Source organism: Variovorax sp. BGA-UO-ETr-C22 (assembly GCF_059567965.1).
Window position 1 is genome coordinate 112,126 of record NZ_JCAQPA010000010.1, and the last position, 14,861, is coordinate 126,986.

At 59.8% G+C, this 14,861-nt stretch carries 13 protein-coding genes; 10 read left to right on the forward strand and 3 right to left on the reverse strand.

The window, feature by feature from the left end:
* The first annotated feature begins 205 nt into the window (after positions 1-205).
* From AC57B8_RS13960 to AC57B8_RS14000, 9 genes are all read left to right on the forward strand, one after another.
* Positions 206-2,440 (forward strand): glycosyltransferase family 2 protein, encoded by a 2,235-nt coding sequence (locus AC57B8_RS13960; protein ID WP_496479919.1) that lies wholly within the window; start codon positions 206-208, stop codon positions 2,438-2,440.
* A gap of 126 nt (positions 2,441-2,566) precedes the next feature.
* Entirely contained in the window at positions 2,567-4,108 is a 1,542-nt protein-coding gene (locus AC57B8_RS13965) for a glucosyltransferase domain-containing protein (protein WP_496479920.1), read from the forward strand.
* Positions 4,109-4,187: 79 nt separating this feature from the next.
* Positions 4,188-5,159, forward strand: a complete 972-nt coding sequence (locus AC57B8_RS13970; RefSeq protein WP_496479921.1) for a glycosyltransferase — start codon at positions 4,188-4,190, stop codon at positions 5,157-5,159.
* The gene (locus AC57B8_RS13975; RefSeq protein WP_496479922.1) at positions 5,156-6,118 is read left to right on the forward strand and encodes an NAD-dependent epimerase/dehydratase family protein; all 963 of its coding nucleotides are present in this window, start codon (positions 5,156-5,158) and stop codon (positions 6,116-6,118) included. Before AC57B8_RS13970 ends, AC57B8_RS13975 begins: the two co-directional genes overlap by 4 nt.
* Before the next feature lie 4 nt (positions 6,119-6,122).
* Entirely contained in the window at positions 6,123-6,536 is a 414-nt protein-coding gene (locus tag AC57B8_RS13980; protein WP_496479923.1) for a GtrA family protein, read from the forward strand.
* A gap of 160 nt (positions 6,537-6,696) precedes the next feature.
* The gene (locus tag AC57B8_RS13985; RefSeq protein WP_496479924.1) at positions 6,697-7,314 is read left to right on the forward strand and encodes a NeuD/PglB/VioB family sugar acetyltransferase; all 618 of its coding nucleotides are present in this window, start codon (positions 6,697-6,699) and stop codon (positions 7,312-7,314) included.
* Between the two features lie 66 nt (positions 7,315-7,380).
* Positions 7,381-8,481: a DegT/DnrJ/EryC1/StrS family aminotransferase gene (locus AC57B8_RS13990; protein ID WP_496479925.1), complete on the forward strand. Its 1,101-nt coding sequence runs from the start codon at positions 7,381-7,383 to the stop codon at positions 8,479-8,481.
* Positions 8,478-9,644, forward strand: a complete 1,167-nt coding sequence (locus AC57B8_RS13995) for a glycosyltransferase family 2 protein (RefSeq protein ID WP_496479926.1) — start codon at positions 8,478-8,480, stop codon at positions 9,642-9,644. The genes AC57B8_RS13990 and AC57B8_RS13995 overlap by 4 nt, the downstream gene beginning before the upstream one ends.
* Positions 9,641-10,714: a glycosyltransferase gene (locus tag AC57B8_RS14000; protein WP_496479927.1), complete on the forward strand. Its 1,074-nt coding sequence runs from the start codon at positions 9,641-9,643 to the stop codon at positions 10,712-10,714. Before AC57B8_RS13995 ends, AC57B8_RS14000 begins: the two co-directional genes overlap by 4 nt.
* Before the next feature lie 81 nt (positions 10,715-10,795).
* On the opposite strand, the gene AC57B8_RS14005 is transcribed toward AC57B8_RS14000, so the two are convergent.
* The 3 genes from AC57B8_RS14005 to AC57B8_RS14015 all read right to left on the reverse strand — a co-directional run bounded on the left by AC57B8_RS14005 (position 10,796) and on the right by AC57B8_RS14015 (position 13,532).
* Positions 10,796-11,920 carry a class I SAM-dependent methyltransferase gene (locus AC57B8_RS14005; RefSeq protein WP_496479928.1) on the reverse strand — a complete coding sequence of 375 codons (1,125 nt, stop codon included), beginning with the start codon at positions 11,918-11,920 and terminating at the stop codon, positions 10,796-10,798.
* Between the two features lie 103 nt (positions 11,921-12,023).
* Positions 12,024-12,725 (reverse strand): ATP-binding cassette domain-containing protein, encoded by a 702-nt coding sequence (locus AC57B8_RS14010; protein WP_492733766.1) that lies wholly within the window; start codon positions 12,723-12,725, stop codon positions 12,024-12,026.
* 3 nt (positions 12,726-12,728) lie between these two features.
* Positions 12,729-13,532, reverse strand: coding sequence for an ABC transporter permease (locus AC57B8_RS14015; protein ID WP_492686368.1), 804 nt, complete (start codon positions 13,530-13,532; stop codon positions 12,729-12,731).
* 318 nt (positions 13,533-13,850) lie between these two features.
* On the opposite strand from AC57B8_RS14015, the gene AC57B8_RS14020 reads away from it, so the two are divergent.
* The gene (locus AC57B8_RS14020; protein WP_496479929.1) at positions 13,851-14,855 is read left to right on the forward strand and encodes a glycosyltransferase family 2 protein; all 1,005 of its coding nucleotides are present in this window, start codon (positions 13,851-13,853) and stop codon (positions 14,853-14,855) included.
* Positions 14,856-14,861 lie beyond the last annotated feature (6 nt).

Genomic DNA, 14,861 nt, shown 5'->3' on the forward strand with positions numbered 1-14,861 from the left:
CTTGCGGGCGAATCAGCCGATGTAAGACGATGAAAAAGATCCCGAAGCGGGATGGGGGAGACGCAGTGTCTGATTCAATGTTGTCGGCTGGCGCGACGGTGTGCGCCAATCCGGGGTCTCCCGGCGGCGTGCGAGTTGGCCACGGTATTGCCGGCGGAACGCCGCTGTCGCACTCCGGCGTCGCCGGCGCTTTCAGGGAAGCTGAATGAGCCGTCTCGTGTTCGTTTCCACGGAGCTGACTCCGTACACGCCCGGGGCCAGCGGCCGGGTGATGCGCAACATGCTGCGTGCGCTCGACGAAGCAGACCGCAAGCGCACGACCCTGGTGATGGTCGATGCCGCCGTCGATGCCACGGCGTTCAAGGCCGCGTTCCCTCACGTGGAGCTGGTCGAGGTCGACACACGAGCGACCCAGGGCCGCTTCACCGATTCGCGCCATCATCCACCCGCCTCGGCGTACTCGAACACGCTGTGGCATTGGCGCTCGGCATGCGTCTTCAGGGCCCTGGCCGAATTGAGCAAGAGCGGCCCCATCGACTACCTGGAGTTTCCGGATCTCGGGGGGCTGGCATTCTGTACCTTGCAGGAATGCCGGCTCCAGGGCTTTCTGCCCGATGCCACCGTGGCCGTTCGTCTTCACGGATCGCACACCGCGCTCCTGCACGCTGAAGCGAGACCGCTTGCGATCGCAGATCTCAACTTGAGCGACCTCGAGCGCAAATGCCTGCGCGATTGCGACTACGTCGTGGCGCCCAGTCTCGCCGTGAGCGAGGCCGTGCGCGACATCTTCGATTTCCCGATGCAGGAATGGGAGCCGCGGGTGCTCTGCCACGTGCCGTTCGATCGCACGTCGCTCGCCACCGATACGGTGCCTGCGTCAACGGATCAAGCCGTGGTCTTCGCCTCCGAATTCCAGCGGTCGGGGCGCCCGGATCTCTTCGTGCGCGGCGTCGTCGGCCTGATGCGCAATTGCCCGCAGTACACCGGCGCGATGACGCTGGATGCGCGCAGCACCGACGAGGCCTATCGTGCGCAGATCGAACGGCTGGTTCCGCCGACGCTTGTCGAGCGTGCCGTTTTTCTGGCGCAGGCGGAGCAGCACGTGTTCGACGCGCTGGCCGCGAATGCGACGGTCGTGTTCCCCGGTGCCTTCGAGGCTGCAGCCACGGCGGCACTGGACGTGTCACTGCAGGGAGGGCGCGTGATCCTGAACAAGGCGAATCCCGCGTTCGGCGAAGGCACGCCTTGGCTTGACGGGATCAACTGCCTGAAGTTCGACGGAACGCCCACCGGGCTGGTCGAGGTGCTGGAGCGCAACTTCGCCCGCAATGAAAAGCTGGTGCCGGTGCGTCATCCGGAGAGTCCGTGGCCGTGGCTCTCCGCGGCGAAGCGAAAGCGGGCGTGGCGGGCATTGGGTGAACAACCTCCACTGGTCTCGGTCGTGGTGCCTCACTACAACCTCGGGGGCTATTTGCCCGCGACGCTCGAGAACCTGATCGGGCAGAACTACGGGAACATCGAAATCCTCGTGGTGGACGACGCGTCGACGGACGCACAGAGCGTGCTCGGAATCGACGAACTCGCGCGCAGTGCGGACCCGCGCGTCAAGGTGATCCGGCTGGCCGCGAATGTCGGTCTGGCGGGAGCGCGCAATGTCGGCGTTCGTCATGCGACCGGACCGTACGTGCTGACACTCGACGCCGACGACCTGATCCATCCGCGCTTTCTCGAGGTCGGCGTGGCCGCGCTGGAGAACAACGCGGAGTTCGATATCGTCGTGACGCCGGCGGGCTACTTCATCGATGGGGACGTGCCGCCCGTGGTGGGAGCAGCCGTCAACCCCTGCCGTGACTACGCCATGTTTTCCGGCGAGGCTGTTGTCGCCGGATTGCTCGAGAACAGGTTCTCCACCGCCACTGCGCTTTTCAGGCGATCGGCGATGGAGCGGTTCCCCTACCTGGAGAGCTTGAGCTGCTACGAAGACTGGTCGCTCTTCATGAGGATGTGCGATGCAGGCCTGCGGTCCATCGTGACCACCGACGTCTTCTTCTTCTACAGGAAGCGGCGTAATTCCATGGTGCACACGCCGCGCGATCTTGCCCGCAGGCGCATCGAATACAGCGACCTGCTGCGAACAAGTGCCTCCGCATCGCTCAGGCAGAAATCCAGGCAGCTCGTGGTGGGCCTTGGCTCAGCGGTCGCCGGCAATCAGTCGGAGGCTGTCGACGACTCCGTGGTCGCGCCTCCCAGGATGGAGCCCACGGCGGAAGAACTCATCAGCGGGCTCTTTGGATCGGGGGGGCAATACGACGAACAGATCGTTTTCGCGAGCCTCAAGGCTTCGCGTTGGCTCGAGCGCAACGCGCCTTGGATCATTCGGGGTGGCGTGTTGGGTGCCCGCTGGACCTGGCAGGCCTATCGCTTCGTTCGCCGCAAATGATGAAAATTCGGCTCATTGATCCTGACAACGGATGCAGTACCCTGAATTGGGTGTGCCAAGATTATTAATGCCTGAATCGAAATTGATTGAAATGATGGATCTGCACTTTGTTGAAGCAATTGCCTGATGAAAAAAGTGGAAAATAAAATAGGTAATTTTCTCGAATCAGGGCATCTGAAGCTGCTGCTCATATTCTTTGGAATTGCTCTGGCCGCAAGAGGCGGTGTCCTTGATCGAGGCTTTGCTGTAGACGATTACTCATTTGGGCAAGGGTTCTCGGGTAGCGAGTTTGACGTCTTTCTTGCGCAAGGGCGATTCTTTCTGGCGGCAATCGATGGGGTCATACACGCTTTGGGTGTAAATATAGCGGACATCTATATTTCCCTGGGATTTCTTTCGCTGCTGCTGCAAGCCGGGCTGGTTTTGGCGGTATTGAGATTCGTTGGGGCAGCCGATAGCCCTGGCGCTGTCATTGCGGGCTCGCTGATGGTGGCGCATCCGTATCTTGCGGAAATACTTACTTTCCGCATGGTGCTTCCGGGCTATTGCGTTGGAGCGCTGCTTACGATCATTGCACTTGAGGCATCATCGCAAGATACGGAAAAGAAAAACGGAGGCTTGCTGGTTTCTCTCGCTGCAACAGTGGGGATGCTCTTTATCTATCAAGGATTCTTGAATTATTTTTCGGTCGCGCTGATTTTTTCGTTCTTATTTGGCGAGATTTTAAAAAATACATCGATGTCGGATCAGCGGCCCAGCATCGATCATCGCAGGCGGGTCTTGCGTTTATTGCTTGTGTGCCTGGTTTCCGTCGTGATTTTCATGACGGCTGTGACCATATCCAAGCGATTGGGCCTGATCAGCTTGACGAGTCGTGCGGAATTCATCAAATTGCATGAGGTGCCCGAAAGAATCTCCCAGGTTCTCGAATTGATGGCAAGGATATATTGGCTCGGAGAGCCAATGGGAGCTCACTGGGTGAAAGTCGTCATAGCCATGATGCTTGTCATCGCTGGTCTTGCGGTGTGCGTTGAAATCTTTCGAAGCCCAGCAGGAAGCAGGTTGCGCTTTGAAAAAATGGCATTCTTGCTAGCGGTTCCATTGCTTGCATTGACGACGGTCGGCGTCATCCTTCCTTTCAAGGACTGGTGGCCAGTGCCAAGGGTGCTGTCGCAGACATCGCTGATCATCGGATTGATCTTGTTGCTTGCATACCCGATATTGCGTCGAAGTTTGGTGAAACTACCTGCAGCCGCCTTCATGCTGCTTCCGGTTTTTTTGATCGTGTCGTTTGTTTTAAAGAGCAATCAGGTTTTTGCAGATCAGCAACGCCTGAATTCCTGGGACAGGATGAAGGTCAATAGAATCGTTGCTCGCCTTGAGAAAAATGTCGATTTTCAAAAAATCGAATACGTTTTCTTTGGCGGTGGCGGATTTGGGTATCCGGCAGGGTTGAATACCGTTCAAGGCGACATGAATGTCTCCGCGCTCTATCCGACTTACTCAAAAATGCCATTGCTGCTGGAAACTTCCGGATATAGATTCAAGCCGGCGGTGGGCGAGCAGGCGATTCGCGGCGAAGATTTCTGCAAAACTGCAGCAGCATGGCCAAGCGAGAGGTCAGTTTCTGTGATTGGAAACTTGGCGGTAATTTGTTTGGGCGATTGAATTTTTGACTTTCCCGTTGCCTTGCGGGAAAAATGAATTGAAGTAACTCGGTCGATAATCGAGCAAGTGATGTATTGCAATGAATGATCCTCAGCGAATCTCTGTCGTCATCCCCGTTTATGCGGGCGAGCAGACGCTTGCCGCCCTGGTTGCGGAGATTGAAAAATTCACCTTGCCTCAAAAAACGGCGGGAGGGACTGAATTTTTTGTTTGCGAAATATTGCTCGTTCACGATTGCGGGCCGGATCGTTCGGATGTCGTGATCGGCGCGCTCGCAAAAAAATATTCTTTCGTTCACCCGGTATGGTTGTCCCGCAATTACGGGCAACATGCCGCCACGATGGCCGGCATGGCGAGCGCAACCGGCGACTGGGTGGTCACCATGGACGAAGATGGGCAGCAGGATCCAGAAAGCATCCAGGCTCTGCTCGATCAAGCGCTTCGAGACGGTTTGCAGCTTGTCTACGCCCAACCTACAAATCCGGCTCCGCACGGGTTCGTCAGAAATTTTTTCAGCAAGACCGCCAAAGTCATAAGCATGCGGCTTCTGGGTAACGCATCCATCGGACGCTTCAACAGTTTCAGGTTGATCGATGGTGAAATCGCGCGCACCTTGTCGGCGTACTGCGGAAACGGTGTCTACCTTGACGTCGGGCTTTTCTGGATCACAGGCCGGATTGGACATTGCCCGCTCCAGCTCAGAGATGAGTTTGGCCGACCATCGGGCTATTCTTTCCTCTCACTCGTGAAACATTTTTGGAGCCTGGTTCTGACGACCGGGACTCGGCCCCTGCGATTGATTACGGTCGTTGGAGCCTTTTCCATATTGTTTGCCGTTGGCTTCGCGATGTATGCCTTGTATGAAAAATACACAGGGCAGGTTCCGGTGGAGGGCTGGGCATCGCTGGCCGTCGTGGTGGCTTTTTTCTCGGGAGTGATACTCACAGCGCTCGGAGTCATTGCGGAATATTTGGCGGTGACGATGGGGATTGCAATGGGTAAGCCGCTTTACGTGGTCAGCTCCAAACCGACCCGGTCGAACCGTTCATGACGCTGGCTTGGGTGCTGGGTGCGCGAGGTCTGCTGGGATCGGCCTTGTGCCGGGCGCTCTCATTGCGCGGTGTGAGACCATTTGCGCCTTCGGAGCGATTCCAATGGGGCGATGAAGCGAGGCTGCGGTCGCAGATTGAATTGGCTGTCCATGAATTTTCCGACCATGCGAGTCAGGGGAACCACTGGGAAATCTATTGGGCCGCGGGTGTGGGGACCATGGCAAGTTCCGAAGAATCGCTTGGACCGGAGACCCGTGCCTTGGCTTGGCTGCTTGAATTGATCCAGTCGGACGCGCGGCTCATTGCCATACCCGGAAAACTCGTTTTCTCAAGCTCTGCAGGAGCGATCTATGCGGCTTGCTCGGACGAAGTGATCACAGAGCGATCCTTGCCGGCGCCTAACAGCGCATATGGCCGGGAGAAGTTGAGTCAAGAAGACTTGCTGCGATCCTTTTGCGCTGCGAATCCGACGATGACGGTACTCCTTGCCCGCATATCCACACTGTACGGCGCGGGCCAAGCAACGGGAAAACCGCAGGGACTGTTGACGCATGTCGCACGCAGCATCGTTCGAAACAAACCGGTAAAAATTTACGTTCCGATCGATACCATTCGTGACTATATCTCGGTCGACGATGCAGCAGCGGAAGTAATTTCAGTGCTGGATGAACTGAATGCAAATCTTGGTGTGTCTGTGAAAATTATTGCCTCAGAACGCCCAGTGACGATCGCCGAAATAATTTCAATATTCAAAAAGGTTGCGAAAAAATCGCCGAAAATCACAACTGGAGTCAGTGAGTCATCAATGCTATTTTCGCGGCGCATTCAGTTTCGTTCCATTGTTCCGATGGGGGCGCGCATGCGAAAAGTTCGCAGTCTCACGGTTGGAATTGCGCAATTGCTCGGTGCCGAGCGGCGCGCACATGCAAATCCTCGTTGCCAATCAAATTTAGGCTGACTTCGTGAATTTATTGAAAATGAAGAGAAGTGAAATTTTCTCCTCTCAGTTCATTCGATTTCTCGTTGTGGGCGTCATAAATACCTTGAGTGGGTTGTCGATAATATTTGCTGCGAAGTATTTCTTTCATGCAGGGGATGTCGTCGCAAATCTCATAGGCTATGGCGTTGGGTTGTGCATAAGCTTCAATCTCAACAGCCGATGGACGTTTGCATACGAGGGGCGACAACTGACTGCGGTAGTGAAATTTATTCTTGCTACTGCAGTTGCTTATGGCGCAAACCTTCTGACCGTCATCGTTGCAATAGAAAACCTTGGGTTGAATAGCTATCTTGGGCAGGCAATGGGCATGCCTGCCTACACAGTTACAGCCTATCTGGCGAGCAGGTATATCGTGTTTCGCCCGACCCGTTCGTGACGCGGAGCGGTTGCTGCTGGGACGCAGGTCAATCGGAATTGTTTTTCATCGGTGTGCTGCTGGTGGCTGCGGGTGTCACAGGTATGAAATGTCAACCGTATACTCGCCCGACTTGCTTCGGCGCGGGACACCTTTCTTCTGACTTACCACACCGTTGCACATGACTCTTCTTATCTATGGAGCGGGTGGACTAGGACGCGAAGTGCTGTCTGCCTTGCAGGCATCCGGGGAGCATGTTTCCGGCTTCATGGTCGATCCGGGCTTCCCGGTCACGGATATCCGGGGTCTGCCAGTGCGAGCCGAGCGTCTGGCGACTTTGCCGGACCCTGCCGCGCACTTCGTCCTGGCGGTCGGGGACGGCAGGGCGCGTCAACGCGCCGCACTGTCTCTGGGGGCCAGCACTGCGTTCGTCACGGTGCGGCATCCGGCAGCGGTGATCGGCTCCTGCGTTTCGGTCGGCAAAGGAACCATGATCATTGGCCCTTGCAACATCACGACGGATGTCTCGATCGGGGCCCACGGCCTGATCAATCCCGGCTGCACGATCGCTCATGACTGTGTGCTTGGGGATTTCGTCAATCTCGGGCCTTCGTGCGCCCTTGCCGGGCGCGTCACGATTCAAGAGGGCGCCAATCTGGGCGTGGGCGTCTGCGTCGCGCCAGGTGTCGTGATCGGTGCCTGGTCGACGGTGGGTGCCGGTGCCGTGGTGATCCGGGACGTCGAGCCCGGATCGACCGTCGTTGGTGTTCCGGCACGCCCCATTCGCCGCGGGGGGTGACGCCGCCCCTGCTGTCCTGTTTTCGGCCCAAGCCTTTATCGCCCCACTGCTCAGATGTCTCAAGTCATGCCCATTCAAGAACGCGACGCTTCCCCGGCGACGATCAAGGTTTTGCGACCGAAACTGCCAACGTCGGCTCAACTCCTTCCTTACCTCGAGCGCATCGACAGCGCCCGCACGTACAGCAACTACGGGCCGCTCAACGGAGAATTCGCGCGCCGTCTCGGCGATCTGGTCGGAGGCAGTCACACGACGCTGACCTCCAATGGAACCACCGCGATCGAGCTTGCATTGAGGTTGCGTTGCGAGCAGGGCGGTCACTGCCTGATGCCGGCGTTCACCTTTATCGCCAGCGCGCACGCGGTGTGCAATGCCGGGCTGACGCCGTACCTGCTTGAGGCAGATCCGGACACCCTGGCGCTCACGCCCGAAATCGCGACCGCCGCGCTGAAGTCCGTGCCCGGCCCGGTCGCAGCCGTGTTGGTCGTCAGTGCCTTCGGTGCGCCGCCGGACTTTGCCGCGTGGGCCGACTTCGAGGCGCGGCACGGGATTCCCGTCGTGTTCGATGCGGCGGCGGCATTGACTTCGCTCTCCGGTATCGGCCAGCAACCCGTTTGCGTGAGCCTGCATGCCACCAAGACGCTGGGCATCGGCGAAGGCGGCGCCATCTTCTGTGCCGACCAGGCGTTGATGGAACGCGCAACCGCCATGACGGGCTTCGGATTCGCCGGCCAGGAGCGCCTGTCTTCGCTGCGCGCGGGCAACTATCGCATTTCCGAATACGCGGCAGCGGTGGGTTTGGCGGCGCTGGACGGGCTGCCGGCGCGCCTCCAGGAAATGAGCGACCTGACGGCCGCGTATGCGAGTCGACTGGAAGGAAAAGCGGTGCAGCTGCAGCGTGGGGTCGGAACCGATTGGGTCACCATGACGTTGAACGTGATGGTTCCGGCTGCGGATCTCGCCGCGACCCTGGCTCGGCTCGACGACGCCAAGGTCGAGTGGCGTCGCTGGTGGGGCCTGGGTTGCCACAGGCATCCGGCGTTCAAGGATGTGCCGAGGTCCGACCTGTCGGCAACCGACGCCCTCGCACCCCGTGTCATCGGCTTGCCTTTCCACGCTGACCTGTCGGCGGGTGACCTGGACCGCGTCACCGGTTGCCTCCAATGAGCAAGAGCCCGCTTCTCTCGTACATCGTTCTTTCGTACAACTACGAGCGCTACATAGGCAAGACGTTGCGCAGCATCCTGGACCAGACGGTGCAGGACTTCGAGATCGTGGTCGTGGACGATGGATCCGTCGACAACTCGGTGGCTATCGTTTCCTCCTTCGAAGACCCGCGCATCAGGCTGTTCGTCAATGAGAAGAACCTGGGCGGTGCGGCCAGCTACAACCGGGCGGTTCAAGAAGCGCGTGGCGAGTGGTTGGTCAACCTGGATGCGGACGATTGGGTCGATCCACGAAAGGCCGAAATCCAGTTGGAGGCGGCTGCCCGGAATCCACAACTCGATGTCATTGGTACCTATGTCGCGATCTATGACGAGAATGACAATCGGCACCCATCGGCCGACGCGATGGAGGCGGGATACAACCAGCCGCGCGACCTGAATCTGGTCGACACCTGGATCGGTGCCAACCATCTGTGCCGGTCCTCCACCATGGTGCGCGCCTCCGCGCACCAGCGAATCGGGCTGGATGACCCGCTGATGATCCGCGCGCCGGACTACGAACTGTGGACTCGCGCGCTGCAGCACGGATGCAAGTTCGCCATCATTCCGCAGCCCCTGACTTCCATTCGCGCGCACTCGCGTGGCGTGACACACGGTGATCCGGTCGGCACGCTGCTCGAGGTCAGCTACGCGATGCAACGCAATCTGGTGCCTCTTGCCGAAGCGCGTTCGCTGCTTCCTTCCATCACGCGAATGGTTGCATGGACATGCCGCCATCCATCGCTGAGCCAGTTGCCACCATTGCAGGCCCACAGGCTGATCGGCGTGATGATGCAGTCGACAGCAGCCTCTGATTTCCAGCATTTCCGTGCCATGCTGGGAAACTACAGCGACCATCCCGAGCTCGCCGAAATCGGTCGGCGCTCCTTCGCATTCGTGGGACCGGGTGCCGATGCCTATCAGGATGTCGACAAACTCCACAGTGATATCCGGGCCTATATCGAGGCGAGGGACTACTTCAAAGGGGAGTGCGAGAACTGGGAGCGCGCCTATCGTTCGCTCCAGGCCGAGCACCAGGCGCTCAATGAAGCCCTGGCCTCACGCGGCTCCCCCTCCTTTCCCCGGCGTGCATGGTCGCGTCTTGTCCGTACCCTGACCAAATGAACTCGCCCCGTATCCTGGCACTGCTCCCTTTCCTGGTGAAGGGGGCCCTCTCGATTGCGATCTTCCGTGCGCTCAGAGCGCGCGGAGTCGAGATCACGGTGGCTTATTGCGGCGATGCGTCGACAGACTACGAGCCCGATGCGCTGGAAGATTTCGCCTCGACCGGGCATCTGCTCAAGCTGTCCGGCATGTCCTCGGTGACCCGGTTCGATCTGGTTCAAGAACTGCTTGTCGATCGCAAGATAGATCTCGTGCTGCAGGTGGGCGCGACCCAGCTGTATCACCTCCTTCCCTATTGGAAAGAGCGGTTGCCTGCGCTGCGGATCGCCGACATCCTGTACAACGAAATCGGCCATACGTTGAACCACTTCCTCTATGAAGGATGCTTCGATGCCGTGATCGTCGAGAGTGATTTCATGGGCGATTTCATCAGGCGATCGTCCCGCAGGCCCGATCCTCCTGTTGTCGTCGTTCGCAGCGGCGTCGATGTGGACGATTTTTTCCCTGCTGCCATGCCGCCCAGCGGCGCTGGACTCAAGGTCGGATATGTCGGCCGGATGTCAGGTGAGAAGAATCCTGTTGGGTTCATCGAATTGGCGCGGCGGCTGGCGAGCCTGAACCCCGGACTCGATTTCGACATGTTCGGCACGGGCCCCGACGCGGCCATGGTCAAGGAGCGCGTTGCAACCAGTGGGATCACCGACAGGCTGAGGTATCACGGTTTTGTGGAACACGCCAAAGAAGCATTGCACCAACTGGATGTGCTCATCCTGCCGTCGAAGTTCGATGGCAGACCCGTTCTGGTCATGGAGGCGAATGCGTGTGGCATTCCCGTGATTGCAGCGCCAGTGGGCGGAATTCCTGAACTGGTGGCCGACGGGGTCAACGGTTTTCTGATGCATCCGACCGAAACCGAGCGCATTCACGGGCTGCTGTCCAGGTTGCAGGAGCAGCCGCAGGCGCTCGACGCACTGAAGACTGCCGCGCGTGCCCATGCGCTGGCGCATTTCAGCCGCGAAAAGATGATCGAGGCGTATGGGGCCGCTTTCGCGAAAGTAGCCTTGATCTGAAAGACGGCTCGCGATCGCGCAGAGTGCGGCAGGGCCGCATTCTTGCCAGAGAGCGAGGCATCCTCCGCCCCAGCGTGGTCTTCAGTGTCGCTTGGACAGAGACTGCAACTGCTTGTACATCTCGGCGTTGGTCGCCTTCAGCTCTTCAGTGTCGTGATGCAAGCGATTCCACTCTTGCTGCCAGTTCTTCGCTTGCTGTTCGTGCCATTTCGCACTTTCCAATGCGCCTCCGGCATTGTCTGCAACGACCCGGTCCGCATGCCAGAGCTGGGTCAGGCGCTTCACCAGATTGAAACTGTAGGCATGCTTGACCAGCGTAGGCAGCGCCAGAATGCGGTCGGCAGTCACGTTGAATGAGTGGACGACGTTGTACGCAAGATTGATGCAGGTCTCCTCGTCGGCAAGGCCGGCGGGCGAAGGCCGTGTCATTGCCTCGAGAAGCTGGCTCACGCGAGCGAAGACCGCAGGATCGCGAGCGGCGACGCCGATGTAGGTCGAGCTGTACCCGGCGATATCGGACTCGAATCCAGTGAATTGATGGTCCGGAAATTCCTTGAACAAGGCCTCCAGCCCCTTGACCGTGGGGTAGTAGACATGCTCGTACGAGGATTCGAGCCAATCCTTGTTGTCCCTTGTGTACGACATCAGCGGGACCTCGAAGATGAGGACACCTTCGGGTCGAAGGGATTTCAGGGAAACATCGAATGCGCCCCTGAAATCGTTCACGTGCTCGAAGGTTGCGATCGACGTGATGAAGTCGAAACTGCCGTGCGTTTGATTGCTGACTGCGGGATCGAACACATCGGAGGCAATGACGGCCACGCCTCTTTGTTGGGCCACGCTGGCTGCGGCCGCATTGACCTCGATCCCGAAGCGTTCGTAGTCGCCGTTCAGGCTTCGGAGCAAATGGCCGTTGGCACAGCCGATGTCCAGAATCCGGCCCGCGGGTGAGATCGCCTCCAGCATCAGCTTGACCCACAGCAGGCTGTGATCCGCCGTGAACTCGTAGTCGTGGTAACCGACCTCGTCCGCGTTGCTCGCGCCGTAGTACGTGTCTTCATAGAAGACGCTCGTATCTTCGGGAACCACTTCGACGACCCCCATGTCGCAGTTCTCGCAGAACAGGACATTGCGCCCATCACCCCGTGTCAATGAGCGGCCCACACGGACAGACGCGCAAACGTTGCACTTGAAATGCATATTCATTCAATCCTTGGGGGGCGCAAGATGGGGCAATCATCATATTCGTTGAATGCCCGGAGGGTCTACGGAGACCGATGTGAGTCAAGGCGTTTGCAGCCGTACTCCCTCAGCTTTCGACGATTCGGCCGTGCTCCAGGTGAATCACGCGATTGCACTCCTTGGCAATCAGCTCGGGCGAGTGCGATGCCAGCACCAAGATGCCCGACTTGGAGACCACATCGCGCATCCGCTTCTCTGCCTTTTCGGTGAAGGCGGCGTCGCCCACCGACAGCCATTCATCCATCAGCAGGATGTCGGCCTCGACGCTGGTCGAGATGGAGAACGCCAGTCGCATCATCATGCCGGTCGAATAGGTGCGAACGGGCATGTTGACGTACTCGCCCAGGCCGCTGAACTCGCAGATGTCGGGCGTGAGCCGGTCGACCTCTTTCTTGCTCATGCCCATGACGAGGCCGCGCAGCATGATGTTCTCGATGCCGGTGGCGTCCATCTCGATGCCCAGTGCGGGGTCGATCAGGCTGGCCACGGAGCCCTGGCGCGTGAACTCGCCCGACGACGGTTCATAGACGCCCGCCAGCGTGCGCAGCAGCGTCGACTTGCCCGCGCCGTTGTGGCCGATCAGGCCCAGCCGGTCGCCGCTCTTGAGTTCGAGGTTGAGGCCGCTGAGCGCCTGCACCACGGTGACGCCGGTTTCCTTGCCGAAGCGCCCGCCGGTGACGGAGGCCGCCAGCGTCTTCTTGAGTGACACCGAGCCGGCCCCGTAGATGGGGAAGCTGACCGAAACGTTCTTGAGTGAAATGGATGCCATGGATCAGAGCCAGTAAACGACGCGGCGGCGGTATTTGACGAACATCACACTCGCGGCGGTCAGGCACAACACGGTCCACAGACCGATACCGATCCAGCTTTCGAGGTGGGCCACGCCGCCCATCAGCGGCGTGCGCAACAGGTCGAGCATCTGCGCGAAGGGGTTCCACAGCACGTACTTGGCGCGGCCCGGGAGGTTCTCGGGAAGCCAGAAAACAGGGGTGAGGAACATCAGCATCTGCATGATGCTGGTGATGATCTGCGTCACGTCGCGGTAGCGGGTGCAGATGAGGCCCAGCAGCAGGCCGAGCGCATGGGCGTTGACGATGAGGATCAGGAAGGCCGGAATGACCAGGAGAACCGACCACGACAGCGAGACGCCAGCCCAGAGGGCGACGGGGATGTACAGCACGATCTGGTGGGCGAACTGGATCAGGTTGCGCCCCAGGCCCCGCCACACGAAAAGGCTAATGGGAAAGTAGCCCTGCTTCAGGTAGTTGGAGGCGCCGACGAAGGCGTTGCAGGCATCGGTGACGATCGCGGAGAAGAAACCCCAGAAGATCACGCCGAGCGCCAGGTGCGGGAAGAACTTGTCCAGCTGGGTGCCGAAGAGCGAGGCATACAGCGGGCCCATGCCGCCGATCATGATGCCCATGCTCAGCGTGAGCCACAGCGGCCCCAGCATGGAGCGGCGATAGCGCAGCACCACGTCGAACCAGGCCAGCGTCCACCAGATGTCGGTGCGGCGGGTGCCTTCCCACCAGTCGGCCAGGGCGCTTCGATGGAGATTGGAATGAACTTGGCTCATGCGTGTGCGTCAGTGTCTTTGTCTGCCATGCGGATGCCGATGTGCAGGGTCAGGTTCCCACCGCCGCGTGAAACGGCGATGAGCAAAAGCGCTTCGTGGCCGAGGGGGTCAAGCGGGATTTCTTGGAGGGCTATGGCCGGATGGGCCGGGACGGTGCTCGTGCGAGCCCGCGCATTTTATTCAGAGTATCAACTGAGAGATAATTTTACCGGCTCCGGTTCCCCTGCAATTCGTAACCATGGAAGAGCCCACCGCTCCCCCGATCGGACGGGCTGCGGCTGCCATCGGCAGCATGCCCGACAGAAAAACGATCCACCCATGCGCAATCCCCGTCCTCTCGAAGTCTCCGTCGCCCTGTGCACCTACAACGGCGCCCGCTTCCTGCGCGAGCAGGTGCGCAGCATCTGCCTGCAGACCCGGCCGCCGATCGAGATCGTGCTGTCCGACGATGCCTCGCGCGACGGCTCGGTCGATGTCGTGCGTGCCACGGTGGCCGAATGCGCGGCGGAGCGCCCCGGGCCGCCCATTGCCTTGCGGGTCTTCGAAAATCCCGTGGCCCTGCGGGTCGTCAAGAACTTCGAACAGGCCATCTCGGCCTGCACCGGCGACCTGATCGCGCTGAGCGACCAGGACGACGTGTGGGTGCCCGACCGACTCGAGCGGATGGTGGCGCCCTTCGTGCAGGACGACAACCTCTGGCTGCTGCACACCGACGCGCGCCTCGTGGATTCCCAAGGCCGCGACCTGGGCAACACGCTGTTCCATGCGCTGGAGGTCACACCGTCGGAGCTCGAGCGGATCCACACGGGCCGGGCGTTCGATGTGTTCCTGCGCCGCAACCTCGTGACCGGCGCCACCACGGTTTTCCGTCGTACGCTGCTCGCCGATGCGCTGCCGCTGCCTGTCGAGTGGGTGCACGACGAATGGCTGGCCATCATCGCGTCGACGACGGCGCGGGTCGACCTGCTGGAGGCGCCCCTTATCGAATACCGCCAGCACGAATCCAACCAGATCGGCGCCCGCCGCGACACCTTCAGGGAAAAGGTGCGCAAGGCGCTCGCCTCGCGGGGCAACACGCACGTCGAGCGCGCGATCAAGGCCGAGCTGTTGCTGGAGCGCCTGCTGCAACTGGGCGATCGCGTGCCCCCCGAGATCATCGACAAGGTGCGCAGCAAGATCGTGCACCAGCGTTTCCGCGCCGCCTTGCCGGCCTCGCGCCTGGCCCGGTGCGTGCCGATCCTGCGCGAGGCCATGACCGGTCGCTACGACAAGTTCGGCCGCGGGGTGCGCGGCGTGGTCCGCGATCTTTTCGAATCCGTCTGACACAAC

Excerpts from the sequence above, each read along its gene's own strand:
- AC57B8_RS13960 (WP_496479919.1), top strand. The coding sequence starts at position 206 with ATGAGCCGTCTCGTGTTCGTTTCCACGGAGCTGACTCCGTACACGCCC.
- AC57B8_RS13965 (WP_496479920.1), top strand. The coding sequence starts at position 2,567 with ATGAAAAAAGTGGAAAATAAAATAGGTAATTTTCTCGAATCAGGGCAT.
- AC57B8_RS13970 (WP_496479921.1), top strand. The coding sequence starts at position 4,188 with ATGAATGATCCTCAGCGAATCTCTGTCGTCATCCCCGTTTATGCGGGC.
- AC57B8_RS13975 (WP_496479922.1), top strand. The coding sequence starts at position 5,156 with ATGACGCTGGCTTGGGTGCTGGGTGCGCGAGGTCTGCTGGGATCGGCC.
- AC57B8_RS13985 (WP_496479924.1), top strand. The coding sequence starts at position 6,697 with ATGACTCTTCTTATCTATGGAGCGGGTGGACTAGGACGCGAAGTGCTG.
- AC57B8_RS13990 (WP_496479925.1), top strand. The coding sequence starts at position 7,381 with ATGCCCATTCAAGAACGCGACGCTTCCCCGGCGACGATCAAGGTTTTG.
- AC57B8_RS13995 (WP_496479926.1), top strand. The coding sequence starts at position 8,478 with ATGAGCAAGAGCCCGCTTCTCTCGTACATCGTTCTTTCGTACAACTAC.
- AC57B8_RS14000 (WP_496479927.1), top strand. The coding sequence starts at position 9,641 with ATGAACTCGCCCCGTATCCTGGCACTGCTCCCTTTCCTGGTGAAGGGG.
- AC57B8_RS14005 (WP_496479928.1), bottom strand. The coding sequence starts at position 11,920 with ATGAATATGCATTTCAAGTGCAACGTTTGCGCGTCTGTCCGTGTGGGC.
- AC57B8_RS14010 (WP_492733766.1), bottom strand. The coding sequence starts at position 12,725 with ATGGCATCCATTTCACTCAAGAACGTTTCGGTCAGCTTCCCCATCTAC.
- AC57B8_RS14015 (WP_492686368.1), bottom strand. The coding sequence starts at position 13,532 with ATGAGCCAAGTTCATTCCAATCTCCATCGAAGCGCCCTGGCCGACTGG.
- AC57B8_RS14020 (WP_496479929.1), top strand. The coding sequence starts at position 13,851 with ATGCGCAATCCCCGTCCTCTCGAAGTCTCCGTCGCCCTGTGCACCTAC.